Source organism: Baekduia sp., assembly GCF_035685985.1.
In the GTDB taxonomy this organism is placed as follows: Bacteria; Actinomycetota; Thermoleophilia; order Solirubrobacterales; family Solirubrobacteraceae; genus Baekduia.
The window spans coordinates 56,924-82,972 of sequence record NZ_DASRZV010000011.1 but is presented as its reverse complement, the minus strand read 5'-3'; the positions used below and the strand labels follow the sequence as shown (position 1 = coordinate 82,972).

General features: G+C 71.7%; 22 protein-coding genes and 1 riboswitch. Of the genes, 4 read left to right on the top strand and 18 right to left on the bottom strand.

The window, feature by feature from the left end; all coding sequences use genetic code 11:
* The first annotated feature begins 1 nt into the window (after position 1).
* Complete coding sequence (locus tag VFG42_RS04350; protein ID WP_324905644.1) at positions 2-994, top strand: patatin-like phospholipase family protein; 993 nt, start codon at positions 2-4, stop codon at positions 992-994.
* A 2-nt stretch (positions 995-996) separates the two neighbouring features.
* Here VFG42_RS04350 and VFG42_RS04345 read toward each other — a convergent pair whose 3' ends face one another.
* From VFG42_RS04345 to VFG42_RS04310, 8 genes are all read right to left on the bottom strand, one after another.
* Entirely contained in the window at positions 997-2,157 is a 1,161-nt protein-coding gene (locus VFG42_RS04345) for a LamG domain-containing protein (protein WP_324905671.1), read from the bottom strand.
* A gap of 317 nt (positions 2,158-2,474) precedes the next feature.
* Complete coding sequence (locus VFG42_RS04340) at positions 2,475-4,094, bottom strand: 2-isopropylmalate synthase (RefSeq protein ID WP_324905642.1); 1,620 nt, start codon at positions 4,092-4,094, stop codon at positions 2,475-2,477.
* Between the two features lie 179 nt (positions 4,095-4,273).
* Positions 4,274-5,278, bottom strand: a complete 1,005-nt coding sequence (locus VFG42_RS04335; protein WP_349260383.1) for a zinc-binding dehydrogenase — start codon at positions 5,276-5,278, stop codon at positions 4,274-4,276.
* Between the two features lie 62 nt (positions 5,279-5,340).
* Positions 5,341-6,882 carry an APC family permease gene (locus VFG42_RS04330; protein ID WP_324905638.1) on the bottom strand — a complete coding sequence of 514 codons (1,542 nt, stop codon included), beginning with the start codon at positions 6,880-6,882 and terminating at the stop codon, positions 5,341-5,343.
* Positions 6,883-6,938: 56 nt separating this feature from the next.
* Positions 6,939-7,826, bottom strand: coding sequence for an ABC transporter permease (locus VFG42_RS04325; protein ID WP_324905636.1), 888 nt, complete (start codon positions 7,824-7,826; stop codon positions 6,939-6,941).
* Complete coding sequence (locus VFG42_RS04320) at positions 7,826-8,695, bottom strand: ABC transporter permease (RefSeq protein WP_324905634.1); 870 nt, start codon at positions 8,693-8,695, stop codon at positions 7,826-7,828. Before VFG42_RS04320 ends, VFG42_RS04325 begins: the two co-directional genes overlap by 1 nt.
* Before the next feature lie 4 nt (positions 8,696-8,699).
* Positions 8,700-9,920: a spermidine/putrescine ABC transporter substrate-binding protein gene (locus VFG42_RS04315; protein ID WP_324905632.1), complete on the bottom strand. Its 1,221-nt coding sequence runs from the start codon at positions 9,918-9,920 to the stop codon at positions 8,700-8,702.
* Positions 9,913-11,067: an ABC transporter ATP-binding protein gene (locus VFG42_RS04310; protein WP_324905630.1), complete on the bottom strand. Its 1,155-nt coding sequence runs from the start codon at positions 11,065-11,067 to the stop codon at positions 9,913-9,915. Before VFG42_RS04310 ends, VFG42_RS04315 begins: the two co-directional genes overlap by 8 nt.
* Positions 11,068-11,217: 150 nt before the next feature.
* Between VFG42_RS04310 and VFG42_RS04305 the strand changes: the two genes are divergently transcribed.
* On the top strand, positions 11,218-12,081 hold the full coding sequence (locus VFG42_RS04305) for a hypothetical protein (RefSeq protein ID WP_324905629.1): 864 nt from the start codon (positions 11,218-11,220) through the stop codon (positions 12,079-12,081).
* A 499-nt stretch (positions 12,082-12,580) separates the two neighbouring features.
* On the opposite strand, the gene VFG42_RS04300 is transcribed toward VFG42_RS04305, so the two are convergent.
* From VFG42_RS04300 to VFG42_RS04260, 9 genes are all read right to left on the bottom strand, one after another.
* Positions 12,581-13,822, bottom strand: coding sequence for a sn-glycerol-3-phosphate ABC transporter ATP-binding protein UgpC (locus tag VFG42_RS04300; protein ID WP_324905627.1), 1,242 nt, complete (start codon positions 13,820-13,822; stop codon positions 12,581-12,583).
* A 12-nt stretch (positions 13,823-13,834) separates the two neighbouring features.
* Entirely contained in the window at positions 13,835-14,665 is an 831-nt protein-coding gene (locus tag VFG42_RS04295; protein WP_324905625.1) for a carbohydrate ABC transporter permease, read from the bottom strand.
* A gap of 2 nt (positions 14,666-14,667) precedes the next feature.
* A complete protein-coding gene (locus VFG42_RS04290; RefSeq protein WP_349260385.1) occupies positions 14,668-15,513 on the bottom strand; it encodes a sugar ABC transporter permease in 846 nt (281 codons plus the stop codon).
* A 110-nt stretch (positions 15,514-15,623) separates the two neighbouring features.
* Positions 15,624-16,880, bottom strand: coding sequence for an extracellular solute-binding protein (locus VFG42_RS04285; protein ID WP_324905621.1), 1,257 nt, complete (start codon positions 16,878-16,880; stop codon positions 15,624-15,626).
* A 92-nt stretch (positions 16,881-16,972) separates the two neighbouring features.
* Entirely contained in the window at positions 16,973-18,592 is a 1,620-nt protein-coding gene (gene serA / locus VFG42_RS04280; RefSeq protein ID WP_324905619.1) for a phosphoglycerate dehydrogenase, read from the bottom strand.
* Entirely contained in the window at positions 18,592-19,731 is a 1,140-nt protein-coding gene (gene serC / locus VFG42_RS04275; protein ID WP_324905617.1) for a phosphoserine transaminase, read from the bottom strand. The genes serA and serC overlap by 1 nt, the downstream gene beginning before the upstream one ends.
* A 20-nt stretch (positions 19,732-19,751) precedes the next feature.
* A riboswitch (ZMP/ZTP riboswitch) is annotated at positions 19,752-19,836 on the bottom strand.
* A 194-nt stretch (positions 19,837-20,030) separates the two neighbouring features.
* Positions 20,031-21,020: a ketol-acid reductoisomerase gene (gene ilvC, locus VFG42_RS04270; RefSeq protein WP_324905615.1), complete on the bottom strand. Its 990-nt coding sequence runs from the start codon at positions 21,018-21,020 to the stop codon at positions 20,031-20,033.
* A 77-nt stretch (positions 21,021-21,097) separates the two neighbouring features.
* Positions 21,098-21,952 (bottom strand): class I SAM-dependent methyltransferase, encoded by an 855-nt coding sequence (locus VFG42_RS04265; RefSeq protein WP_324905613.1) that lies wholly within the window; start codon positions 21,950-21,952, stop codon positions 21,098-21,100.
* Entirely contained in the window at positions 21,949-23,205 is a 1,257-nt protein-coding gene (locus VFG42_RS04260) for an AMP-binding protein (protein WP_324905611.1), read from the bottom strand. The genes VFG42_RS04265 and VFG42_RS04260 overlap by 4 nt, the downstream gene beginning before the upstream one ends.
* Before the next feature lie 24 nt (positions 23,206-23,229).
* On the opposite strand from VFG42_RS04260, the gene menB reads away from it, so the two are divergent.
* Both menB and VFG42_RS04250 read left to right on the top strand, forming a co-directional pair.
* A complete protein-coding gene (gene menB, locus VFG42_RS04255) occupies positions 23,230-24,066 on the top strand; it encodes a 1,4-dihydroxy-2-naphthoyl-CoA synthase (RefSeq protein WP_324905609.1) in 837 nt (278 codons plus the stop codon).
* Between the two features lie 6 nt (positions 24,067-24,072).
* Positions 24,073-24,984, top strand: coding sequence for a 1,4-dihydroxy-2-naphthoate polyprenyltransferase (locus tag VFG42_RS04250; RefSeq protein ID WP_324905607.1), 912 nt, complete (start codon positions 24,073-24,075; stop codon positions 24,982-24,984).
* Between the two features lie 40 nt (positions 24,985-25,024).
* Here VFG42_RS04250 and VFG42_RS04245 read toward each other — a convergent pair whose 3' ends face one another.
* A complete protein-coding gene (locus VFG42_RS04245) occupies positions 25,025-25,960 on the bottom strand; it encodes a LysR family transcriptional regulator (RefSeq protein ID WP_324905604.1) in 936 nt (311 codons plus the stop codon).
* Between the last annotated feature and the right edge of the window lie 89 nt (positions 25,961-26,049).

The following is a 26,049-nucleotide window of genomic DNA, read 5'->3' as shown; positions in this document are numbered from 1 at the left end:
GATGGGTTCCCCCGCGCTGCAGCGGCCCGACGTGCTTGTCCTCGCCGGTGGCGGCATCGTCGGCGAGGCCTGGATGCACGGCGTCCTGGCGGGGCTGGAGGACGCGACCGGCGCGGACTTCACGACGACCGAGGCGTTCGTCGGCACGAGCGCCGGGTCGATCGTCGCCGCGCGCCTGACGGCCGGGCGGCGACCGCCGCGGCCCGACGCGGGCGGCGCGGGTCGCGCGGCGCCGGGGCCGGAGCCGGCCGTGGAGGCCGGCGCGGACGGCGGCGACGGCGGCGGCGGCGACGGCGGCGACGGCGGCTCGGAGGTCGGTGGTCTGCTGCACGCCGCCAAGGGCGCCGCGCGCGACGCGGCGCGGGTCGGCTGGGCGCTCAGCGCGCCGCTGACCGGCGCGGCGGTGACGCTCGGCGCGCCCGTCGGCGCGGCCGCGCGCGCGGCGGTGCTGGGGCGCGCGGCGTCGCACGGGCGCCCGCTGCACGACCTCCACGCGCGCGTCGCGCGCTGGGGCGCGCGGTTCGACGGGCGGCTGCGGGTCTGCGCGGTCGACCGGCGGACCGGCCGGCGGGTCGTCTTCGGGGCGCCGGGCGCGCCGCCCGCCGCGGTCGCCGACGCGGTCTGCGCGTCGTGCGCGATCCCGTGGGTCTTCGCGCCGGTGGCGATCGGCGAGCGCGAGTACGTCGACGGCGGCGCGTGGTCGGTCACGAACCTCGACGCCGCCCGCGCCGGGCGCGGCACGCGGATCCTCTGCCTCGACCCGACCGCGGGCCTCGGCGGCCGCGACCGCCGCATGGCCGCGCTGCGCGGCGCGTTCCGCGTCGCGTCCGGGCTGGAGGTCCAGGCGCTCGCGCGCCGCGGCGCCGCGGTCCAGCACGTCGCGCCCGACGACGCGGCCGCGACGGCCATGGGCACCAACTTCATGGCGTCCGCGCGCGCGACCCCGGCGCTGGCCGCCGGCTACGTGCAGGGCCGGCGGCTCGGCGGCTCGTAGCCCTACCGCTTCCGCGTGGCGCGCAGCACGCTGAGCGAGCCGGTCGCGCAGTCGGCGCGCCCGGCGGCCTTCAGGCGGATCGTGCCGCGCTTGGCGGTCTTGATCGCCAGGCGGACCTGGCCGTTGGCCGCGGTGCGGCCGGCCGCGACCCGGGAGCGGCCCACCATCGCCACGACCCGCACGCCCTTCTGCGGCGTGCCGCGCAGCGCCACGCGGACGGTCAGCGTCGTGCGCCGGCCGGCGCGGATCGACTTCAACGAGGGCTTGACCTGGCAGGCGCGCGTGGGCGCGCCGGGCGACGAGCGGACGGGCGCGCCCGACGTCGCGGCGGACCGCGCGCCGATCACCGTGCCGGGCGCGATCGGCGTCAGCTCCGGGCGCACCTGGGGCGCGGAGGCGTCGCTGTCGGCCTGGTTGGCGGTGGGCACCGAGCCGGGCGGCGTGGTGTCGCCCGGCGCGCGCGGCGCGAGCGCCTCGTCGGCCAGCGAGCCGATCTTCTCCGGCGCCAGCGGGCCGAGCCACATCCGGACGAGGTCGACGTCACCGGTCAGCGGCAGCGTGCACGTGCCCTGGTAGATGCCGAAGTAGTGGTCGTCGGAGGTCAGGTTGTAGGCGATGGGATGCGGCGCCGAGAACGCGCCGCCGACCGGGCGGCCGTCGACGTAGAGGCGCAGCGCGCTGCCGTCGAAGACGCCGGCGACGTGGTGCCAGGCGCCGTTCCAGACGTCGGCGGGCGCGGCCGCGGGGGTCAGGTAGTAGGAGCTGCCGTCGAAGACGTAGAACGCGACGCCGCCGTCGCGCGCGGTGTACAGGCCGTAGGAGCCGGCCTCGCAGCCCTGCGCGCCGTGGGAGACGATGTAGCGGTAGCTGCCCGGGCTGCGGTCGGCGCGGACGACGGCCTCCAGCGTCAGGGTCGCGGGCCGGAGCTCGGGCGCCGCGGGCAGGCGCACGAACGCCTGGCCGCCGAAGCGCAGCGCGCCGCCGTTGAGGCCGGCGATCCGCGTGGGGTCGTTGGCGTCGACGCCGTCGGTCTGGCCGAGGCGGCCGTCCAGCGCGTAGGGGCCGTCGTCGAGCACGGTCTGCCCGCTGCCCTCGTCGAAGCGCCATTGGCCCACCACCGAGCTCGGCTCGGCCCCCGCGATCGACGGCGCCACCAGCGCCATCAGCAACGCGACCAGACCTACGGCCGCGCGAGACCCCCTACGTCCCCGCATTCCCGCTTCCCCCTTAGAACAGCAAAGGTGCAGCTGATCAGAACATTATCTTCACGTCCAGCCGCCCCGGCCTGACCGGTGGGCTAGTCCGAGCCGTCGGACGTGCACACGATGTTCCACATCAACGTCGCGAGCACCGCCGGTTCTTCCACGGCCGCGCCCGTCCGGCGCTTCCGGGCGCGTGGACGCGCGCGTGCGCGCGCGGGATGCGGGACCGGCGCGGACGCCGTCGCGGCGTCCGGCCGATCCTGCTCCACGGGATGGGCCTACGGCGTCTGGGCCAGCTCGGCGTCGGAGACCGCGGCCTGGGCCTTGGACACCGCGTTGCCGAGCGCGCGGACGTAGGCGATCGCCGCCGCGTGGATGATGTCGGGCTCGACAGCCTGGCCGGCGCCCGTGACCCGCTGGCCGGTGAGCACGCCCGGCGTCCCCTGCTTGACCGCCTCCTCGGGCGAGCCCAGCTCCACGACCACGGACACCTCGCCGAGCGCGTCCTGGCCGCCGGTGACGGCGTCGATGCGGAACTCGCGCAGGCGCGCGTCGATCGTGGTGGCGCTGTTGATCGCGCGGAAGATCGCGTCGATCGGACCGTCGCCGTTGAACGTGCCCTCGACGACCGCGTCCTCGGGCGTGCGCACGGCGACCTTCGCGAACGGCGGGCGCTGGTTGGAGGCCTCGACCTCGAACCACTCCAGCGAGTAGCCCTGGACGTCGCCGCGCAGCTCGTCGGTGACCAGCGCCTCGAGGTCCATCGCCGTGACCTGCTTCTTGCGGTCGGCGACCTCCTTGAAGCGCTCGAAGGCCTGCTTGAGCACCGAGCCGTCGACGGTGTAGCCGAGGTCCTCCAGCGCCTGGCGCAGCGCCGCGCGGCCGGAGTGCTTGCCGAGCACGATCGCGTTGGCGTCCAGGCCGACGGACCGCGCGTCCATGATCTCGTAGGTCTCGCGCGCCTTCAGCACGCCGTCCTGGTGGATGCCGGACTCGTGCGCGAAGGCGTTCTTGCCGACGATCGCCTTGTTGGGCTGCACGCTGTAGCCGGTCAGGCGCGAGACCAGCCGCGACGTGCGCGCGATCTCGGTCGTCACCGCGCCGGTCGTGTAGCCCAGGCGGTCCTTGCGCGTGTGCAGGAGCATGATCAGCTCCTCCAGCGACGCGTTGCCCGCGCGCTCGCCGATGCCGTTGACCGCGCACTCGATCTGCCGCGCGCCGGCGCGGACGCCGGCCAGCGAGTTGGCGACCGCCAGGCCGAGGTCGTCGTGGCAGTGCACGGAGACGACGACGTCGCGCAGGCCCGGGACCAACCCGTACAGCTCGGTCAGGAAGTCCGCGTACTCGTCCGGCGTCGCGTAGCCGACCGTGTCGGGGATGTTGATCGTGGTGGCGCCCTCGTCGAGCGCGATCTGCAGCACCTCGGCGGTGAACGCCGCCTCCGAGCGCGTCGCGTCCATCGGCGAGAACTCGACGTCCTCGCAGAGCGCCTTGGCCTGCGCGACCGAGGCGCGGGCCAGGCCCTTGACGTCCTCGCGCGTGGACTGCAGCTGGTGCTCGATGTGGATGTCGGAGGTGCTCAGGAAGGTGTGGATCCGAGGTCGCTCCGCGTCCTGGATGGCCTCCCAAGCACGATCGATGTCGGCGCTGTTGGCTCGCGCCAGGCCGCAGATGACCGGGCCGTCGACCTCGCGCGCGATCGTCCGCACGGCCTCGAAGTCGCCGGGCGAGGCGATCGGGAACCCGGCCTCGATGATGTCCACGCCGAGGCGCGCGAGCTGCTGGGCGATCTCCAGCTTCTCGGCCGCGTTGAGCGAGATGCCCGGCGACTGCTCGCCGTCGCGCAGCGTGGTGTCGAACAGCAGGACGCGGTTCGGGTCTTCGGGTACCAAGGACATGTCGTTGCTTCTCCGTTCTCAGGTGGGCTCGTGGGTGCGACTTCTCGGTGCTGGTTCGCGGCTTCTGGCGGCCGCCACGCGCTGCTGATCCCCCTAGCGGGGGAGGAGAAGAAGTCGAAGGTCGAGCGAGCGGAACGACATGGACTTGGAACGACCTTAGCAGGGGTGCGCGGGATCTTCTACGGAACCAGCACCACCTTGCCAACGTTCTCCCGCCTCCCGAGGATCCGGTGGGCGTCGGGCGCGTCGGCGAACGGGATCGCGGCGTGGACGACCGGCTGGATCGTGCCGTCGTCCAGCGCGGCGCGCAGCGGCGTGATCCACGGCTCCAGCGTGCCGCGGTCGTCCCAGAGCGCGAGCATGTTGAGGCCGACGACCGCCTTGGACTCCGACATCTGCTTGATGAGGTCGAAGCCGCGGATCATCGCCAGCGCCTGCGGCGCGGCCTTGCGCAGGTTGCGCGTGTCGTCGCGGTGGACCGAGGACGCGCCGAACGCCACGACGCGGCCGCCCGGCCGGAGCAACTTGTAGGACCGGCGCACCGACGTGCCGCCGATCGCGTCCATGACGAGGTCGTAGGGCGGCAGGCCCTTCCACCAGCGCTTGGCGCGGTAGTCGATCGCGCGGTCGACGCCGAGCTGCGCGAGCCGCGCGTGCTTGCCCGGAGACGCGGTGCCGTGGACCTCGGCGCCCGCGGCCTTGGCCAGCTGCGTCGCCGCGATCCCGACGCCGCCGGCGGCCGCGTGGATCAGCACGCGCTCGCCGGGGCGCAGCGAGCCGTAGCCCACCAGCGCCGCCCAGGCGGTGGCGTAGTTGACCGGGATCGCCGCGCCCTGCTCGAAGGACAGCCCGTCGGGCAGCGCGATCGCGTCCCGCTCCCCCACCACCACGTGCTCGGCGTAGCCGCCGAAGCGCGTGCCCGCGACGACGCGCTGCCCCTGCCGCGCCGGGTCGACGCCCGCGCCGACCGCGGCGATCGTCCCCGCGACCTCGTAGCCGACCACGCACGGCGGCTTGGGCGCCTCGGGGTAGAGCCCGACGCGCGCCATCGTGTCGGCGAAGTTCACGCCCGCCGCGCGGACCGCGACGCGCACCTGGCCGGGACCGGGCGGCCCCGGATCGGGCCGCTCCTGCACCTGCAGGACCGACGGGTCCCCGTGTCTGGTGATCACGACCGCTCTCATGCGCAGCAGCCTAAACCGGCGCGGGCGTCGTCGCGAGCGCTTGGGCGCATGGGCGCGCGGCGCTATTCCGGAACCAGCGCCTCTTCCTCGGTGACCACGGCCGTCTGCACCGGCGGGTCCTGCAGGGCGGTCGCCGTCGCGGCCTCGAAGTAGGGCCTTCGGGAGAAGAAGCTGCGGTAGGGCCGCAGCGTGAAGAGCATCAGCACCCCGCCCGCGATCAGGCCGCCGATCCCGATCAGCACGGGGATCTCGATGCCGTGGAAGGGCTTGGTGTAGTTGTAGCCCTGGGCATAGCCCTTGGTGCCGTAGTCGATGTAGGCGTAGACGAACACCACGGTCAGGGCGATGAACCCGAGCATCGGCATCACGCCCGCCACGAAGAAGTTCCGCAGCGATCCCGCCCACGTGCGCCGGTAGTAGAAGACGCACGCCAGGCCGGTGAAGCCGTAGTACCAGGCGATCATGAAGCCGATCGCGGTGACCGAGTCGCCGAGCACGTTGTTGGACAGCTCGTTGACGGCCAGGTACCAGACCGCGGAGATCGCGCCCATGGCGATCGTCGAGATCGTCGGCGTCATGTAGCGCGGGCTGACGCGGCCGAACGAGCGCGGCAGCGCGCCCCAGCGCGCCATCGACAGGCTCGTGCGCGCGGTCGGCAGGATCGTCGTCTGCGTCGAGGCCGAGGCGCTGCTGAGCACGGCGATGATCAGCAGCTTGTCCAGCGGCGACCCGAACACGTCGTGGCCGAGGACGCTCAGTACGTCGTCGGAGTTGTGGGTCAGCGTGTGCTCCCCGCCGTAGGCCTGGGCGGCGAAGGACACCACGACGTAGATCATCACCAACAGCAGGGTCGACACGACCGCGGCCTTGCCCGGGCCGGTGTGGGCGTTCTCGGACTCCTCGTTGACCGCGACCCCGGAGTCCCACCCCCAGTAGATGAAGATGCCGAGCAGGATGCCGTCGACCATCGCCCTCCAGGAGGAGATCGCGAACGGGTTCAGCCAGGAGAGGCTGATGCCCGGTGCCGTCGGCACGTTGGTCACCGCGACCTTGATCAGCGCGACGATCGCGAACAGCGCGAGCGTCGCGATCTCGGCGGTCAGCAGCCAGCGCTGCGTGGCGGCGTTGAGCTCGATGCCGATGACGCAGATCCAGGTCATCACGGCGATCCAGACCAGGCCGACCAGCGTCACCGCCCACGTCGTGCTCGCCGCGCTGTGCCAGCCGAAGAGCAGGAACGTGTAGATGCCGGCGACCTGCGCCAGCGAGGCCATGACGATGATGTCGGCGGCGATGATCGCCCAGCCGGTCACCCACCCCATGTGCGGCCCCAGCCCGCGCGTGACCCAGGCGAACGACGTGCCGCAGTCGGGATCGGCCCGGTTCATGTACGCGTAGGCGAACGCGATCAGGAGCATGGGCACGAACGACACGAGCAGCACCGCGGGCGCCGCCAGCCCGACGCCGGGCACCGCCACGATGAAGCCGAGGGTCGCCGCCAGGCTGTAGGCCGGCGCCGTGGAGGCAACCCCGATGACGACGTTCGACGCGTAGCCGATGGCCCCGGACTTCAGGCCCTTCTGCCCTGCGGCATGGCCCTCCATGGCCCGCTGTCTGCCCGCGGACGAACCGCGGGACACGTTGCTTTGTTACCGCAGTGTTAGCCCCGCGCGGTGGCCTCGGCCAGCTCGAACGGCGCCTCTTCCTCGTCGGCGTCCGGCCCGCCGTCGAAGCCGCCGCCGGTGGCGATCCGGTCGCGTCGGGCGAGGTGGCGCTGCAGCAGCACGTTCAGGCCCATGAGCACCAGGACGGCGAGCAGCAGCATCGTCGCCAGCACGTTGACCTCGGCGGGCACGCCCTGGCGCGTCGCGCCGAAGATGTAGAGCGGGAACGTCTGGGTCGAGCCGGCGTTGAACGACGTCACGACGTAGTCGTCGACGGAGATCGCCGCGGCCAGCAGCGCGGCCGCCGCGACGCCCGGCGCGATCATCGGCAGCGTCACCTTGCGGAACGTCGTCCACTCCGCCGCGCCGAGGTCCATGGCCGCCTCCTCGATGTGGCGATCCATGCCCTCCAGCCGGGCTCTCACCGTCACCACCACGTAGGACACCGTGAACATCACGTGGGCGATGATGATCGTGACCATGCCCGTGTCGATGTGGGCGGTCAGGAACATCCCGAGCAGCGCGGCGCCGAGGACGACCTCCGGCGTGGCCAGCGGCAGGAACACGAACATGTCGGTCACGCCCTTGCCGCGGAAGCCGTAGCGCACGAGCGCCAGCGCCATGAACGTGCCCAGCGCCACCGCGATGATCGTCGTCGCCAGCGCGATGATCAGCGAGTTGGTCAGCGCCGTCGTCAGGTCGCTGTTGGCGAACGGGTGCGCCCAGTGCTTGAACGTGAAGCCCTGCCAGGTGAAGTTGAAGCGTCCCTTGTTGTCGTTGAACGAGTAGAGGATGACGATGAAGATCGGGATGAAGAGGTACAGCAGCGCGAGCGTCGACCAGACCCCGAGCATCCCGTTGCGGACGCGATCGTTGCGGAGCATCAGACGGCCTCCCTCAGCGACTTGGTCCCGAGCAATCGGCCGTAGATGAGGATCCCGACCAGGATCGCGGCCATGAGGATGAACGACAGCGCCGCCGCCGTCGGGTAATCCAAGATGTTGATGAACTTGCTCTGGATGACGTTGCCGATCATGTACTGGTTCGGCGTCCCCAGGAGCGCGGCGTTGATGAAGTCGCCGCAGGCCGGGATGAACGTCAGCAGCGACCCGGCGAAGATGCCCGGCAGCGCCAGCGGCAGCGTGACCTTGCGGAACGCCGTGGTGCGGCTGGCGTAGAGGTCGGTGGCGGCCTCGATCAGGCGCCGGTCGATCTTCTCCAGCGACACGTACAGCGGCAGCGCCATGAAGGGCAGGAAGTTGTAGGTGATTCCCGCGATGACCGCGCCGGTCGTCGCCAGCAGGCGGCCGTCGGACGACAGCAGGCCGAGGTCCTGGAAGCGGTGCACGACCCAGCCGTTGTCGTTGAGGATCAGCTGCCAGGAGACCGTCCGCAGCACGTAGGACGTGAAGAACGGCAGCACGACGAGCAGCAGCATGAAGTTCTTGAAGCGGCCCGCCTTGTAGGCGATGAAGTAGGCCAGCGGGAACGCGATGACCAGGTCGAGGATCGTCGCCGCGCCGGCGTACAGGACGCTGCGGCCGAACTGGGTGCCGTAGTCGCTGATCGCGTGGCTGTAGGTCGCCCAGTGCCACTGCAGCGTGTAGCCCTGCTCGGGGTTTCCGGTCATCAGCGACACGCCGAGCTGGTTGACCAGCGGGATCGCGAAGAAGACGATCAGCCACAGCAGGCCCGGCCCGAGGAACAGGTAGGGCAGCAGCGTGCGGCGGGTGCGGAGGCTCAGGCGCAGCATCGGCTCAGGCCCCCGTCACGTTGGCCATCGCCGACTGCATCGCCCGCTCGTCGGTCGGGTTCAGCGCCGGGTAGGGATAGAGCCGCTTGCGCACGTCGTCGGGCGGGAAGATCAGCGGGTTGTTGGCGATGTCGGGGTCCGTCTTGAGCAGGACCTCCTTGGCGCCGTCGACCGGGCTGATGTAGTTCACGTACGCGGCCACCTTGGCCGCCACCTCGGGCTCGTAGTAGTAGTTCATGAGCACCTCGGCCCCGTAGGGATGCGCCGTCGGCTTGGGCATCATCAAGTTGTCGGTCCACAACATGGCGCCCTCCTTCGGGTAGATGAACTCCAGGTCGGGGTTGTCGGCCTGCAGCTGCACCAGGTCGCCGGAGTAGGCGACGCAGACCCAGACGTTGCCCTTGGCCAGGTCGGTCGTGTAGTCGTTGCCCGTGAAGCGGCGGATCTGCCCGTCGTCCTTGGCCTTGCTGATCTTGTCGATGGCCTTGAGGATGTCGTCGATCTTGGCCGTCGACGCGTCGATGCCCATGCCCAGCAGCACCAAGCAGGCCGTGTCGTAGGGCTCCGACAGCATCGTCACGCGGCCCTTGAACGCCGGGTCGAAGAGGTCGTTGACGCTCTCCAGCTTGCGCCCGGTCTTCTTGGGGTTGTAGCCGATCCCGGTGCCGCCGGACTGCCACGGCATCGTGTAGGTCCGGTGCGGGTCGTAGTTGATCGACCGCAGGTTGGAGACCAGGTTCTTGGCGTTGGGGATGTTCTTCTTGTCCAGCGGCGTGCAGTAGCCGTCGCGCACCCAGCGCGAGGCCATGTAGTCGGTCAGCGTGACGATGTCGCGGCCGATGTCCTGGCCCTGGGCCAGCTGCTGACGGACCTTCCCGAAGAACTCGAAGTTGTCGTTGATCTCCTCGACGTACTTCACGTTCACGCCGTAGCGCTTGTCGAACTGCTTGAGCGAGTGCTTGTCGATGTACAGCGGCCAGTTCGACCACACCAGGCCCGCCATCGAGGCCTTCGGGTGGTTGACCTCGACCGGCTTGCTGACGTTGACCCGGTTCTGGGCCTCGCCCTCGATCGAGCAGCCGGCCAGCGCGGAGCCCAGCGCGGTCAGGCCGAGAGCCGCGGCGCCGCCGCGCCCGAGGAAGCGGCGGCGGTTGACGCCGCGCGGCCCCTCGAACAGCAGCCGCTCGAGCGCGCGCTCGACGTCGGCGTCGCGCGGCTCAGGCATCCGGCGTGACCACGAAGGTGTGCTGCGGGTCCCAGGTCAGCAGGACCTCCTGGCCGACGCCGAGCGTCTGCGGCTGGGCACCGTCGCGGTTGGGGGCGAAGACCGTGAGCTCCTCGCCGCCCGGCGCGGTGATGACGTACTGGATCGAGACGCCCAGGAACGACGCGACCGTGACGCGGCCGCGCAACGCGTTGCGCCCGGACGGCACGCCGTCGGCGGCCGGGAGCAGCTCGACCTTCTCGGGGCGGACGCCGATCCGGACCGCGTCGCCGGGCGCCTCGTCCATCCGCGCGCACGGGACGCGGACGGTGCCGTCGCGCGTCTCGACCGTCGCGATGTCGGTGCCGCGCTCCAGCACCTTGCCGTCGACGAGGTTGGAGATCCCCAGGAAGTTCGCGACGAACGCGGTGCGCGGGCGCTCGTACAGGTCCTCGGCGGAGCCGGCCTGCTCGATCCTGCCCTTGTTCATGACCGCGATCGTGTCGGCCATGGACATGGCCTCCTCCTGGTCGTGGGTCACGTGCACGAACGTGATCCCGACCTCCCGCTGGATCTTCTTCAGCTCGATCTGCAGCTGCTTGCGCAGGCGCAGGTCCAGCGCGCCGAGCGGCTCGTCGAGCAGCAGCGCGCGCGGCCGGTTGACGAGCGCGCGGGCCAGCGCGACGCGCTGCGCCTGGCCGCCCGAGAGCTGGCCGGGCTTGCGCTTGGCCAGCGGGCCGAGCTGCACCATCTCCAGCGCCTCGCCGACGCGCTTGGTCGCCTCGGCCTTGCCCACGCCCTTGCGCTCCAGGCCGAACGCGACGTTGCGCTCGACGCTGAGGTGCGGGAACAGCGCGTAGGACTGGAAGACCGTGTTGACGTCGCGCTTGTAGGGCGGCAGGTCGGTGACCTTCTGGCCGCCGAGGTACACGATGCCGTCCGACGGATCCTCGAAGCCGCCGATCATGCGCAGCGTCGTCGTCTTGCCGCAGCCCGACGGGCCCAGCAGCGCGTAGAACGCTCCGCGCTCGATCGACAGCGTCAGGTCGTCGACGGCGACCATGTCGCCGAAGCGCTTCGTGACGTTCTCGAGATGGATGTCGGCATCCGCCGACGACGTCGCGCCGGGGCGCTCCTCCTCGGGAGCTGCGGTCGGTGACCCCTCCATACAACGGCCCTCCTCAACTGGCCTTCACCGGATCGTCCAAACCTAGACAGGCCCGAGCACCGCAGTCAACGCGCTTTCCGCCGGCGGGTCGACGAAACGGCACCCGACTTGTCCGAACTGGAGCATAGGCGGGCCGGGTACCTTCGAAGCGTGCCTCCGCGCACAACCGGCATGGCGGGCGCCGACGCCCAGGACGACTTCCTACGCGCACGGCGCCGTTTGGCGCTTTCGCGGCTGCGACGCCGGCTGCGACGCGAGCCCGGCGACGTCGATCACATCCTGCCCTTCGACGAGGTGGTGTCAGCGCTGGGACGGGTGCAGGAGCGCGACGCCGGGCTCCGCGTCATCCCGCTCGACGCGATCGTCGGGACGGTCGACCGCCTGCAGGGGTTCGACCGCCACTTCCGCCCCACGTCGCCGGCCGTCCGGGCGCGGTGGGAGCGGATCGCGACGGCGATGCGCCGGGGCGAGCCGATGCCGCCCATCGACGTGTACCGGGTGGGCGACGCGTACTTCGTGCGCGACGGGCACCATCGCGTGTCGGTGGCGCGGGCCCTGGGTCGGGTCGACATCGACGCGCACGTCACGGACGTCGTCACGCGCGTCGGCGCCGGCCGCGACCTGCTGCGGGCCGACCTGCCGCTGAAGTCCCACGAGCGCGTGTTCTTCGAGCGCGTGCCGCTGCCCCGCGAGGCGCGCGAGCGCGTGCGACCGAGCGATCCGTGGGACTTCGGGCGGCTGGCGGAGAACGTCGAGGCCTGGGGCTGGCGGTGGTGCCAGGAGCACTCGCGGCTCATGGACCGGCGCGAGCTGGCGCGGCGCTGGTACGAGGAGGAGTACCTGCCGGTGGTGACGCTGCTGCGCGACGCGGGGATGTCGACGGGGCGCGGCGGGACGGAGGCCGACGCGTACCTCCGGGTGGGCGCGGATCGCTACCGGCTGCTACGGACCCACGAGTGGAGCGAGGACGTGCTGGCGCGGCTGCGGGACGCGGAGGCGGCGCGGCTGGGCTGAGGGGGGGCGCTGGGGCGGCGGTGGCGTGGGCGGCGGCGCGAGCGTGGGCGGCGCTGACGCGCTCGGGCGTGCGGGTGCCGCTCCACGCCGGCGGCCGAGTCACCGAGGGGAACGAGGCCGGGGCGGCAGCGCCGGCGTCGGCGGCACCTGGGCGGCGTCCGCGACCCAGGGCGGGCGATTCGGGGCCGGGGCGGGATGCGGGTCACTGCGAACGTCCATGCGACGTTCGCAGTGACCCGCGTCGAGGGTTCGGGGCCGAAGCATCAGGTCGACGGACCGCTTGGCCCGGAGCGACCGCGACCGGTGGCGCTTTCGTGTTGCCATGCGACACGAAGGCGCCATTGGTCGTCTCTTCGGCCCCGAACGGCCCGCCCGGAACCCGGAGGCCTCGCCCGCGGACGACCGTAGGCGGTGGCCACGCCAACTCGGCCTCGCTCCCCTCGGTGACTTGGCCACCAGCGTGGAGCGGTGCCACGAGCGCCGAGCGCGCCGGCGCCGCCTACGTCCGCGGTACCTCGGCCTCCCCCGCCTCGCCCGGCGCCTCCGGCGCCACCGCCGCCGCCCCGCGCCCATCCACCCGGATCGCCCGGCCGTCCTCGTGGAACAGGTGGATCCGGCTGCTGTCCATCCACAGCCGCGCCTGCTCGCCTTGCGCCACCGACGTCTCGGCGTCCAGCCGGGCGACGGCGCGGCCCTCGGTGTCCGGGAGGTCCGCGGCGCCCGCGTCGGCGGCCAGCTCCGCCAGCTCGTCGTGCGAGACGCCGGCGCCCTCGTAGTTGAAGTAGGCGTACACCTCGGAGCCCATCGACTCGGTGATGTCGATCGGCGCCTCGAACACCACGCCGTGCGAGGCCTGCTCGCCGACCAGCGCGGCGTCCTCGAAGTGCTCGGGCCGGATGCCGACGACGAGGTCGCCGCGGCCGTTGGACTGCGACAGCGCGCGACGGTGCGTGTCGTCCAGCGGCACGTCGGCGAACGGCAGCTTCAGCGTGTCCCCGTCGACGCGCGCCGCGAAGAAGTTCATCGACGGCGAGCCGATGAAGCCGGCCACGAACAGGTTGTCGGGCCGCTCGTACAGGTTCTTGGGCGTGTCGACCTGCTGCAGGACGCCGGCGCGCATGACCGCGACGCGGTCGCCGAGCGTCATCGCCTCGGTCTGGTCGTGCGTGACGTAGATCGTCGTCGTGCCCAGCCGCGACTGGATCCGCGACACCTCCGCGCGCATCTGGACGCGCAGCTTGGCGTCGAGGTTCGACAGCGGCTCGTCCATCAGGAACGCCTTCGGCGAGCGGACGATCGCCCGCCCCATCGCCACGCGCTGGCGCTGGCCGCCGCTGAGGTTCGCGGGCTTGCGCTCCAGGTGCTGGGTCAGGTCGAGGATCTGCGCGGTCTGCTCGACGCGCTGCTTGACCTCCGCGTCGGGCACCTTGGCCAGCCGCAGCGGGAAGGCCATGTTCTCGGCGACCGTCATGTGCGGGTACAGCGCGTAGGACTGGAAGACCATCGCGATGTCGCGGTCCTTCGGCGCGCGGTCGTTGACGACCTGGCCGTCGATCAGCAGCCGGCCGCCGGTGATGTCCTCCAGCCCGGCGACCATCCGCAGGGCGGTGGACTTCCCGCAGCCCGACGGCCCGACCAGGATCAGGAACTCGCCGTCGCCGATCTCCAGGTTGAGGTTCTTGACCGCCTCGTAGCCGTCGTCGTAGCGCTTGGTGATGTCGTCGAGGGTGATGCCCGCCATGACGCTGTGCTCCTAGCCCTTGACCGCGCCGGCCGTCAGGCCCGCGACGATCCGCCGTTGGAAGAAGAGGACCATCACGACGATCGGGATCGTCACGATGATCGCCGCCGCCGCGATCGCGCCCGTCGGCGCGGTGAACTGCGAGACGCCGGTGAAGCTCTGGATCGCGGGCGGCACCGTCTGCGCCCGCGTCGTGGACGTCAGCGACAGCGCGAAGATGAAGTCGTTCCAGGCGTAGATGAACACCAGGATCGCCGTTGTGAAGACGCCGGGCGCGGCGAGCGGCAGGATGACCTTGCGGAACGCCTGCGCCGGTGTGGCCCCGTCCATCTGCGCCGCCTGCTCCAGCTCCCACGGGATCTCCCGGAAGAACGCGCTGAGCGTGAAGATCGCCAGCGGCAGCGTGAACGTCATGTAGGGGATGATCAGCCCGGGCCACGTGTCGTAGAGCCCGAGCGTGCGCCACATGTCGTACAACGGGCCGACGATCGACACCGGCGGGAACATCGCGATCGCCAGCGACGCGCTGAGGATCAGCCGCTTGCCGGGGAACTCCAGCCGCGCGATCGCGTAGGCCGCCATCGACGCCAGCACGACCGCGATGACCGTCGAGATCGCCGCGATCCCGATCGAGTTGCGCAAGGCCTTGGTGAAGATGTCCTGGTGGAAGATGCTCGAGTAGTTGTCGAACGAGAACGTCTTCGGGATCAGCCGCCCGTCGTTGACCGTCGCCGGCGTCTTCAGCGACAGCGACAGCAGCCACAGCACCGGGAACAGCGCCGCGACGACGATGATCAGCTCGGCCCCGGCCCACCCGAACCAGCGCTTGCGATCGACGGCCATGCTCAGCGCTCCCCTCGCTGCTGGGCCAGGTTGGCCCCCAGGAACTTGACGTAGACGAAGGCGATGATCAGCACGCAGAGGAACGTCAGCACCGACACCGCCGAGCCGAGGCCGAGGTTCAGCCGGACCAGCAGCGTGTTGTAGGACAGCTGCGAGACGCTCTCGATCGCGCGGTTGGAGCCGTTGGACAGCACCTGCACCGTGTCGAAGATCCGGAACGCGTCGAGCGTGCGGAACAGCAGCGCGACGAGGATCGCCGGCTTCATCAGCGGCACCGTGATCTTCCAGAAGCGCTGCCACGTGGTCGCGCCGTCGACCTTGGCGGCCTCGTGCAGGTCGTCGGGGACCAGCGCCAGGCCGCTGAGCAGCAGCAGCGCCATGAACGGCGTGGTCTTCCAGACCTCGGCGAGGATCGCCACCAGGTAGGTCGACCACGTCACGATCAGCGGGTCCTGCTGGAGGTTGAGGACCACCGGGACGAAGCCGCCGTCGGCCTTGGAGAACGCCAGCCGCCAGGCGAACGCCGCGACGACCGTGACGATCCCGTAGGGCACGAGCGCGCTGGTGCGGATCAGCCCGCGGCCCATGATCGCGCGGTGCATCGCCAGCGCCAGCAGCATGCCGAGCACCAGCTCGATCGAGACCGAGAACACGGTCAGCACCATGGTGTGGAAGAGGTCCTTCCACCACAGATTGGAGGTCAGGACCGTGATGTAGTTGTCGAGGCCGATCCACGCCGTGCGGTCCGGGAAGCGCAGGTCGCTGCGGTGCAGCGACAGCCAGATCGCGTACAGGATCGGATAGGCGGTGACCGCCAGCATCACGATCACCGCGGGCGCGCAGAGCATCCACCCCAGCTTGCGCTCGGCGCGCGTGCGCTCGCTGACGCGCGGCTTGGGCCGGCCCTCCAGCTCGCCCCGCTCGACCTGGGCTCCGGCGGCGGTCGGTGCGCTCGTGCTCACAGCAGCCCCTTCGATTCGAGCGCGTTCTTGACGCGCTGCCTGAGCTGGTTCAGCGTCGACTTGGTGTTGCCGATGTTCTTGGCCGGCGACAGCGTCGTGTAGACGGCCAGCGACACGTCGGAGTACAGCGGCGTCACCGGCCGCACGCCAGCGGTGTCGATCTGCTGCTTGACGAGGTTCGCGAAGGGATAGGACTTCTGGAACTTGGGGTCGTCGTAGACCTTGGCGAGCGTCGGCGGCAGCGAGTCGAGCTGCGCGTAGAGGCGCTCGGGCTCCTCGGAGGACAGGCACGTCGCCGCGTCGAAGGCCTGCTGCGGGTGCTTGGTGTGCGAGCCCACGCCCCAGTTGAAGCCGCCGATCGGCGCCTTGTTGCCGGTCCCCTCCTTCACCGACGGGTACGGCGCCCACGCGATGTCGTCCTTGAGGCCCTTGACCGTCGTGTTGGACTGGGCCGAGGCGTACACGAACGGGTAGTTGAGCTCGAACGCCGTGCCGGTCGGGACCTCGAAGGCCTGGCGCGCCTGGTCCTCCTTGGCCGCCGGCAGCGACGGATGGCCGGGGCCCTTCGCGAAGCGCTTCATGATGTCGATCGCCGTCGTCGACGGGCGCTCCTGCAGCCCGACCGTGTCGGGGCCGCGCAGGATCGAGCCGCCCGCTGACTGGATGACCGAGTTGAACCACACGGTCGTGCCCTCGTACTGAGCGTTGGTGTAGGCGATCTTCGTGTGGAGCTTGGTCGCCGTGTCGATCAGCTGATCCCAGGTGCGCGGGACCGGCAGGCCCTTCAGCTGGCTCTTGCGGTACCAGAGCAGCTGGGTGTTGGAGTTGCCCGGCGCCGCGTAGAGCTTGCCCTGGTAGGTCGCGGTGCGCAGCGGGCCCGCGAGCCGGCCCTGGCGCAGCTCGGCGACCTTGGCCGCCGGGAACGGCAGGATCCACTTGGCCTCCGCGAACTCCGCGGTCCACACGACGTCCATGGCCATCAGGTCGATCGAGCTGTCCCCCGCGGCCAGCCGGCGCACCAGCGACTGGCGCTGGCTGTCGGCATCGGTGCCGAGAAGGTTCACCTTGATGGTGTACTCGCCGCCCGAGTGCTGTGAGCAGTACTGCGCGGCCTTCTGGAACGAGCCGCCCGGCTGATTGCCGGCCCACCAGTTCAGCGTGACCGTTCCAGAGCTGTTGGATCCCCCACCGCAGGCCGCGATCCCGAAGGAGACCGCCACCAGCGCCAGGACCGAGGTGACCCGACTCGACATGGCGGAGGTCACGTACCCAATGCACAGCGCCCCGAACCACGGTCCGGGGCGCTTTTGTGGAGTGTTGTCGCGCGGCGGGGCCGCGCGGGGCGCTAGGCCAGCGTGATCGCGCGGCCGCCGTCGAAGCCGTCGGAGGTCGCGATCGCGTTGACGACCTCGGCCGGCGCCGGGGCGTCGGTGGTGACGACCATGACGGCCTCGCCGGTGTCGCCGTCGGCCTCGTCCTGGCGGCCGACCGCCGCCGAGACGATGTTCACGCCGGCCTCGCCGAAGGCGGTGCCGATGCGGCCGATGACGCCCGGGCGGTCGCCGTAGCGGAAGACCGCGAGGTGCTCGTCGAGCTGGACGTCGAGCCGCTGGCCCCACGCCTCCAGCAGGTGCGGGCGGTTCTTGCGGCCGAACGTCGTGCCGACGACGCGCTGCGCCCGATCCCCGGAGTGCACGGTGACGCGCACGAGGTTCTCGAAGTCGCGGGCGTTGTCGTTCTTGGTCTCGACGACCTCGATGCCGCGCTCCTTGGCGACCGCCGGCGCGTTGACGACGTTCAGCTCCTCCTCGGTCTTGCCCGCGAGGACGCCCAGCAGCGTGGCGGTGGCCAGCGGCCGCGTGTCGTAGTCGGCGATGCGGCCCAGCAGCTCGATCTCGATCTTGTCGACGCTCGAGCCCTCGGCCAGCGCCATCGCGACCGTGCCGAGCTGCCGGCAGAGCGGCGCGTACGGGCCGAGGACCTCCAGGTCCTCCGCCTTGATCGCCGGGACGTTGACGGCCGTCGTGACCGAGCCGCCGGTCAGCGCGGCGACGACCTGCTCGGCGGCCTGGAAGCCGGCGCGGTCGGTCGCCTCGGCGGTCGAGGCGCCGAGGTGCGGCGTCACGATCACGTTGGGGCGGCCGAAGAACGGCGACTCGGTGACCGGCTCGGAGCGGAACACGTCCAGCGCCGCGCCGCCGACCTTGCCGCTGTCCAGCGCGGCGACCAGGTCCTCGTCGTTGATCAGCGGGCCGCGAGCCACGTTGAGGACCTTGACGCCGTCCTTGCACTTGGCGATCGCCTCGGCGTCCAGCCAGCCCTCGGTCTCGGGCGTCTTGGGCAGGTGCAGTGTCAGGAAGTCGGCCTCGGCGTAGACGGCGTCGGAGTTGTCGGCCTTCTCGACGCCCAGCTCCTTGTAGCGCTCGGCCGACACGAAGGGGTCGAACGCGAGGACGCGCATCCCGAAGGGCTTGGCGCGGGCGGCGACCAGCTGGCCGATGCGGCCGAAGCCGAGGATGCCCAGGACCTTGCCGTCCAGCTCGACGCCCGACCACTTCGAGCGCTCCCACTTGCCCTCGTTGGACAGCGCCGCGTGCGCCTGCGGCACGTTGCGGGCCAGGGCCAGCAGCAGCGCCATCGTGTGCTCGGCGGCGGTGACGACGTTGGACTCCGGCGCGTTGGCGACGACGATCCCGCGCTTGGTCGCGGCCGGGACGTCGACGTTGTCGACGCCGACGCCGGCGCGGCCGATGGCCTTCAGGTTGGTGGCCTTCTCGATGAGGTCGGCCGTCATCTTGGTGGCCGAGCGGATCAGGAGGCCGTCGTAGTTGGGGATCTCGGCCTCGAAGTCGAAGCCGTCGACCTCGAACGCCGTCGTGACGTCGAAGTGCTGCTTGAGGAGATCGATCCCGCTGGCGCCGATCTTCTCGGCGACCAAGACCTTCACGTTGCCGTTGCCGCTCATCAGGCCTGGGCCTCCACCACGTAGTCGATGCACTTGGTCAGCTGCCGCACGTCCTCGGGATCGATCGCCGGGAACATCCCGATCCGCAGCTGGTTGCGGCCGAGCTTGCGGTAGGGCTCGGTGTCGACGATGCCGTTCTCGCGCAGCGTCTGGGCGACGGCGGCGGCGTCGATGGCGTCGGCGAAGTCGATCGTGCCGACGACGTAGGAGCGCTTGGCCGGGTCGGCGACGAACGGCGTGGCGTACTCGCTGCGCTCCGCCCAGTCGTAGAGGATCGTGCTGGACTCGCGGCTGCGGCCGGACGCGAAGTCGAGGCCGCCGTTGCCGTTCATCCACTCCAGCTGCGCGTTGAGGAGGATCAGCGTGCCGAGCGCGGGCGTGTTGTAGGTCTGGTCCTTGAGCGAGTTGTCCAGCGCCGTGGTCAGCGACAGGAACTCGGGGATCCAGCGGTCGTCGCGCGCGCCGATCTCGGCGATGCGCTCCTGCGCGGCGGGGCTGAGCAGCGCCAGCCAGAGGCCGCCGTCGGCGGCGAAGCACTTCTGCGGCGCGAAGTAGTACACGTCGGTCTGCGCGACGTCGACGGGCAGGCCGCCGGCGCCGGAGGTCGCGTCGATCGCGACGAGCGCGCCCGCCTCGCCGCTGCCGGCCGGGCGCTCGATCGGGACCATGACGCCGGTCGAGGTCTCGTTGTGCGCCCAGGCGACGACATCGTGACCCGCGGCGTACTGCGGCGCCGGTGCGTCGCCGGGCTCGGACTTGACGACCGTCGGGTCGGCCAGGAACGGGGCGCCGGCGGCGACGTTGGCGAACTTGTTGGAGAACTCGCCGTAGCTGAGGTGTAGCGAGCGCTCGCGGATGAGGCCCGCGGCGGCGGCGTCCCAGAACGCGGTCGTGCCGCCGTTGCCGAGGGCGACGACGTAGCCGTCCGGAAGGCCGAAGAGGTCGGCGAGGCCCGAGCGGACGCTGCCGACGAGGCCCTTGACCGGCTTCTGGCGGTGCGACGTGCCCATCAGGTGGGCGTCGCGCGTCGCCAGCGTGGCGAGCTGCTCGGGGCGAACCTTCGACGGACCGCAGCCGAAGCGCCCGTCGGCGGGCTTGAGGTCTTCGGGGATGGTGAGCGTGCTTGCGCTCGTCGTCATGGGGCTCCTCGGGGTCGGGATGAAGGTGCCCAGGCGTGCGGCGGAGATGAGGCCGCCGCTCCACGGTGGTTAGCCCACCTCGAGACGCCAGTCGCGACGGCCTCTGGAGAGTACCGAACGGCCGGCGGGGCGGGTCGTGTCCGGACGGTGAACGGTGGCCGGGTTGGCTAGGCGCGAGCGGCGCGGGGCCGACGCAAGCGGCCGGCGACCGACGGCGCCTTCGTGTGCCGTGGCGACACGAAGGCGCCGTCGGTTGAGCGTCGGGCCCGAACGACCGCCCGGAGCCCGGCCCAGACGGGCTAGAACTCCGTCTGGATCCAGTCCATGTGGGAGCGCAGCTCCTTGCCGACGTGCTCGACCTTCGTGTCGGCCTGCTCGGCGCGCATGCGCTTGAAGTTCTCCTGGCCGGCGCGGTTCTCGGCGATCCACTCGCGGGCGAAGGTGCCGTCCTGGATCTCGCCGAGGATCTTCTTCATCTCGGCGCGGGTGGCGTCGTTGACCACGCGGGGGCCGCGGGTGTAGTCGCCGTACTCGGCCGTGTTGGAGATCGAGTAGCGCATGCCGGCGAGGCCCTTCTCGTACATGAGGTCCACGATCAGCTTGAGCTCGTGGAGGCACTCGAAGTAGGCCATCTGCGGGTCGTAGCCCGCCTCGACGAGCGTGTCGAAGCCGGCCTGGACCAGCGCGGAGGCGCCGCCGCAGAGGACGGCCTGCTCGCCGAAGAGGTCGGTCTCGGTCTCCTCCTTGAAGGTGGTGTCGAAGACCCCGCCGCGCGTGCAGCCGATGCCCTTGGCGTAGGCCAGCGCGAGCGCCTTGGCGTTGCCCGTGGCGTCCTGGTGGATCGCGACGAGGCCGGGGACGCCGGAGCCCTCGGTGTACTGGCGGCGGACGAGGTGGCCGGGGCCCTTGGGAGCGGCCAGGCCGACGTCGACGCCGACGGGCGGCTCGACCTCGCCGTAGAGCACGGAGAAGCCGTGGCCGAAGAGCAGCAGGTTGCCCTCGGCGATGCCGTCCTTGACGTCGGACTCCCACACCTGGCGGTGCAGCTCGTCCGGCACCAGGATCATCACGATGTCGCCCTTGGAGGCAGCGTCGGCGACCGAGAGCACCTCGAGGCCGGCGTCCTTGGCCTGCTGGACGGACGCGCTGCCTTCACGGAGGCCTACGACGACGTCGACGCCCGAGTCCTTGAGGTTCTGGGCGTGGGCGTGGCCCTGGGAGCCGAACCCGATGATCGCGACGGTCTTGCCGTCGAGGAGGGTGAGGTCTGCGTCGTCGTCGTAGTACATGAGGGCGCGAAGTGTATGCGTCAGGCCTCGGCGACGGCGCCCAGGGCCTGGCGCATTCGGAAAGATGCGCTTGCGGCCTACGCCGTCGCCACCGCTCCGAACGCGCGCCCCGGGATCGCCAGGGAGCCGTCGGCGGCGAGGAAGGGCTGCCAGAGGGCCTCGGCCGCGTCGCGCAGCCTGTAGTGCTCGGCGGGCGAGAGCGCGTCCAGCAGCGGGCGCATCGTGGAGGAGAACTCGCGCAGGGTGTCCCACCAGGCGTCCAGCGACGGCGAGTCGAACACCAGGTCGATCGGCTCGATGACCGGGTCGTCGAAGCCGGCGTCCTCCAGGAGGTCGGCGAGATGGGCGCGGTCGGAGAGCGCGAAGGCCCCGGGCGCGTCGGGCTCGGGCGGCGCGGCCAGGCCCAGCTCCTCGGCGGCCCGCGGGAGCGCCGACAGCCACAGGTTCTCCTCCGGCGGCGACCAGACCGCGAGCACGATCCTGCCGCCGGGCTTGAGCACGCGGCGCGCCTCGCGCAGCGCGGCCTCGGGGTCGACCGCGTGCTGGTAGCCGAAGCGGCAGAGCAGGCCGTCGATCGTCGCGAGCTTCTCGTCGACCCACTCCAGCTCCATCGGCTTGAGCTCGACCAGCCCGTCGGGCAGGCCGCGCGCGGCCGTGTGGCGCTTGGCGACCTCGACCATCGCCTCGGCGCCGTCGGTCAGGATCAGGCGGCCGCCGGGGACCAGCAGCTCGGCGGCCAGCAGCCCGACGTCGCCGCGGCCCGCGGCCAGCTCCAGGACGGTCTGGCCGGGCTGGGGCGCCAGGCGCTCGACCATCCAGTGGGCCACGGGCAGCGCGCCGGCGTAGTAGGCGTCGATGCCGGACTCCCACCGCGGCGCGGTGGCCTCCCACCGCTCGCGCGCGGCGCTGCGCTCTTGCTCGGGATCGATCACGGGGTCGGCAGACTACGCCGGACGAGCTTGCCGGAGCCGGTGCGCGGCAGCGGGTCGCCGATCAGGATGTAGGCCTTGGGCACCTTGAAGCGCGCCAGGCGCTCCGCGCAGTGGGCGCGCAGCTCGTCGTCGGACGGGGGCACGGCGCCGTCGCGCGGGCGGACGAGCGCGACGATCGCCTCGCCCCACTCGTCGTCGGGGCGGGCGACGACCGCGGCCTCCAGCACGCCGGGGTGCCCCTCCAGGACGGCCTCGACCTCGGCCGGCGCGACGTTCTCGCCGCCGGTGACGATCGTGTCGGCCTTGCGGCCGACGATGCTCAGGCGACCTTCGTCGTCGAAGGCGCCGAGGTCGCCGGTGCGCAGCACGCCGTCCCCGGCGCCCGCGTCGGGCGAGACCGTCGGCCCGCTGACCACGATCTCGCCGTCGGCCTCCAGCTCGACGCGCGTGCAGAACAGCGGCACGCCCGCGGTGGCGACCTGCGAGCAGGCCTCGGTCAGCCCGTAGGTCGGCGCGACCGGGACGCCCGCGTCCGCGGCGCGCGCCAGCAGCGCCGGCGGCAGCGGCGCGCCGCCCAGCAGCGCCCAGCGCAGCGCGGGCGGGCGGGTCAGGCCGGCGTCGAGCAGGCGCGCGAGCGTCGTCGGGACCAGCGAGACGATCGTCGGCCCGCCGGGCGCGCGCAGCGCCTCCAGCACGCGGTCGGTCTCGAAGCGCTCGTGGACGATCGCGGTCGTCCCGTAGATCGCGCTGCGCAGCAGGATCGACAGGCCGCCGACGTGCGACAGCGGCAGCGTGCACAGCCAGCGCTCGTCGGGGTCGACGCCGAGCGCGACCGCGCTGCCCAGCGCGCTCCAGAGCCAGTTGCCGTAGGTCAGGCGGATCGGCTTGGGGGCGCTCGTGGTGCCCGACGTGTGCACGAGGATCGCGGGGTCGTCGAGGTCGTGGACGTCGCGGACGTCGGCCTCCGGCGAGCAGCGCACCGCGCCGGTGAAGGTCAGGTCCACCGCCGGACGCTCCGCCTCGGTCAGCCGCAGGTCGATCGGCACGACCAGCGCGCCGGCCAGCAGGCAGGCGTGCAGCGCGACCACGTAGTCGAGCCCCGGAGGGATCGCCAACCCCACCCGCGCGCCGCGCGGCAGCCCGGCCGCGGCGGCTCGCGCACGCTCGTACAGGGCCGCGTACGTGAGGTCGTTGACCGCCCGCACGTCCGGGCGCTCACGCGCCGCCCTCGCCATCCAGGACTCGACCACCATGGCTCGGAAAGTAGCCTGCCGACCATGGCAGTGACCTGGACCCCCGGCGACGGCGACTACACCGACATCCGCTACGAGAAGTCGGCCCCACCCACCCCCGGCATCGCGAAGATCACGATCGACCGGCCCGAGGTGCGCAACGCGTTCCGGCCGCAGACGCTGATCGAGGTGTCCGAGGCGCTGGAGCGCGCCCGCGAGGACCTCGAGGTCGGCGTCATCATCTTCACCGGCGAGGGCCCGCACGCGTTCTGCAGCGGCGGCGACCAGAACGTCCGCGGCGACACCGGCTACGTGCCGGAGGGCGCCAAGGTCGGGCGCTTCCACGTCACCGACCTCCAGGTCCAGATGCGGCGGCTGCCCAAGCCGATCATCGCGTCGGTCGCTGGCTTCGCGGTCGGCGGCGGGCACGTCCTGCACCTCTGCTGCGACCTGACGATCGCCGCCGACAACGCCCGCTTCGGCCAGACCGGCCCGCGCGTCGGCTCCTGGGACGGCGGCTTCGGCGCGTCGCTGCTGCGCGACCTGATCGGCACCAAGCGGGCCAAGGAGGTCTGGATGCTCTGCCGGCAGTACGACGCCCAGCAGGCGCTGCAGATGGGCCTGGTCAACACGGTCGTCCCGCTGGAGCGGCTGGAGGAGGAGACCGTGTCCTGGTGTCAGGAGATGCTCGAGCTGTCGCCGTTCGCGCTGCGGCTGGTCAAGGCCTCGTTCAACGCCCACGAGGACGGCTACGCCGGGATCCAGCAGCTGGCGCACGACGCCAACCTGCTGTTCTACGGCAACGACGAGGCCAAGGAAGGGCGCGAGGCCTACAAGGAGAAGCGCCGGCCCGACTTCTCCCAGTTCCCGCGGCGGGCTTAGGCATACATGTCGGTCAGCTCCCGCCCCTCCCCCATCCAGATCTGGCTCCTGGCCGCGCGGCCGAGGACGCTGCCCGCGGGCGTGGCCCCGGTGCTCGTCGGCACCGCGCTGGCGTGGGCCGAGCGCGACAGCCTGCGCGTCGGCGCGTTCATCGCGGCGCTGCTGGGCGCCGTGTTCATCCAGGTCGGCGCGAACCTCTCCAACGACTACTCCGACGCGCGCCGCGGCGCCGACACCGAGGACCGGCTCGGCCCGGTGCGCGTGACGGCCGGCGGCCTCGTGCCCCCGCGGCAGGTGCTGACCGCGACCTACGTGTCGTTCGCGCTCGCGGTGCTGTGCGGCGTCTACCTGATCATCGTCGCCGGCTGGGTGATCCTGGCCATCGGCGCCGCGTCGATCCTCGCGGGCGTGCTCTACACCGGCGGCCCGCGGCCGTACGGCTACGAGGGCCTCGGCGACGTCTTCGTGTTCCTGTTCTTCGGGCTGGTCGCGGTGACCGGCTCCTACTACGCGCAGGTCGAGCACCTGGAGTGGGAGGCCTTCGCGCTGGCGGTGCCGGTCGGCCTGATCGCGTCGGCGATCCTCGCGGTCAACAACATCCGCGACGCGCCGACCGACGCGCGCGTGGGCAAGCGCACGCTCGCGGTCCGGCTCGGGCGCTCCGCGGCGCGCACGTTGTACGCCTTGGAGATCTACGTCGCGTTCCTGATCCCGCCGATCGTCTGGCTGGCCGGCGGCGAGCACGTCGGCCCGTGGGTCCTGCTGACCTGGCTGGCGCTGCCGCTCGCGGTGCCGCTGGTGCGCACGGTCCGCCAGCACGACGACGGCCCGACGCTCAACGGCGCGCTGGCCAAGACCGGGATGCTGCAGCTCGTGTTCTGCGTGCTGCTCAGCGCGGGGCTGCTGATCACGGGGTGACCGGCGGCGACCCCGCGCGGCGCGAGCGCTCGGCGCGCCGCTAGGCCACCAGCGCCACCGGCGGCGTGCCGGAGCGGCCGTCGCGGCCGGTGTCCTCGGCGCGCTGGAGCGCGAGCTGGAGGAAGGCCTTGGCGGCGGGCGGCCGGCGGCGGTCGGCGCGCCAGACCAGCGCGGTCGGCCAGGTCAGGCGCTCGGGGCCGACCGGGCGGAACGTGATCGCGGGGCCGGGCTCGGAGGCGATCGACTTCGGCAGCGCGGCGACGCCGAGGCCCTTGGAGACCAGCGCGCGGACGGCGCCCATCTCGGTGCAGATGAAGGCGTTGCGCGGCTCCACGCCGATCTTGGCCATGGCCTTCTCCAGGCGCAGGCGCAGCGCGGAGTTCTCGCGGTAGGTGACGAGGTCCTCGGCGGCGAGCTGCTCGTAGGTGACGTGCTCGCAGTCGGTCAGCGGGTGGTCGATCGGCAGCGCGACGACGAACTCCTCCTCGAAGACGAGGCTGGCGGCGAAGTCCTCTCCGAGGGCGTCGGGGTCGACCGCCGTGAACGCGGCGTCCAGCTCGTCGGCGCGCAAGGCATCCAACAACTCGTCCTGCGTGCGCTCGACCATGTGGATCGCCACGCCGGGATGGCGCTCGTGGAAGTCCGCGATGACGTCGGCGAGGTCGTACAGGCCCGTCGGGTACATGCCGCCGAGCTTCAGCTCGCCGCGCAGCAGCCCCGACAGCTCCTCCAGCTCGTTCTGCAGGCCCTCGACCTCGTGCAGGACGCGGTGGGCGTAGTCGAGCACCAGCCGGCCCTCCGCGGTCAGCTCGACCGACCGCGACGACCGCGTGAAGACCTGGATCCCCAGCTCGGCCTCGAGGCGCCGGATCTGCTGCGAGATGGCCGACTGCGCGAGGTGGAGCTCCTCCCCCGCCTTCGTGAACGAGCCGTGACGGGCCACGGCGGCGATGGTGCGCAGGTGACGGAGCTCCATGGCGATGATCCTGGCACGGGGTCGTCGATATGTCGAAGTCACGTTCGCGGCAGCATCGATCACGCTCCGTGATGGATCCGTCGAGCGAC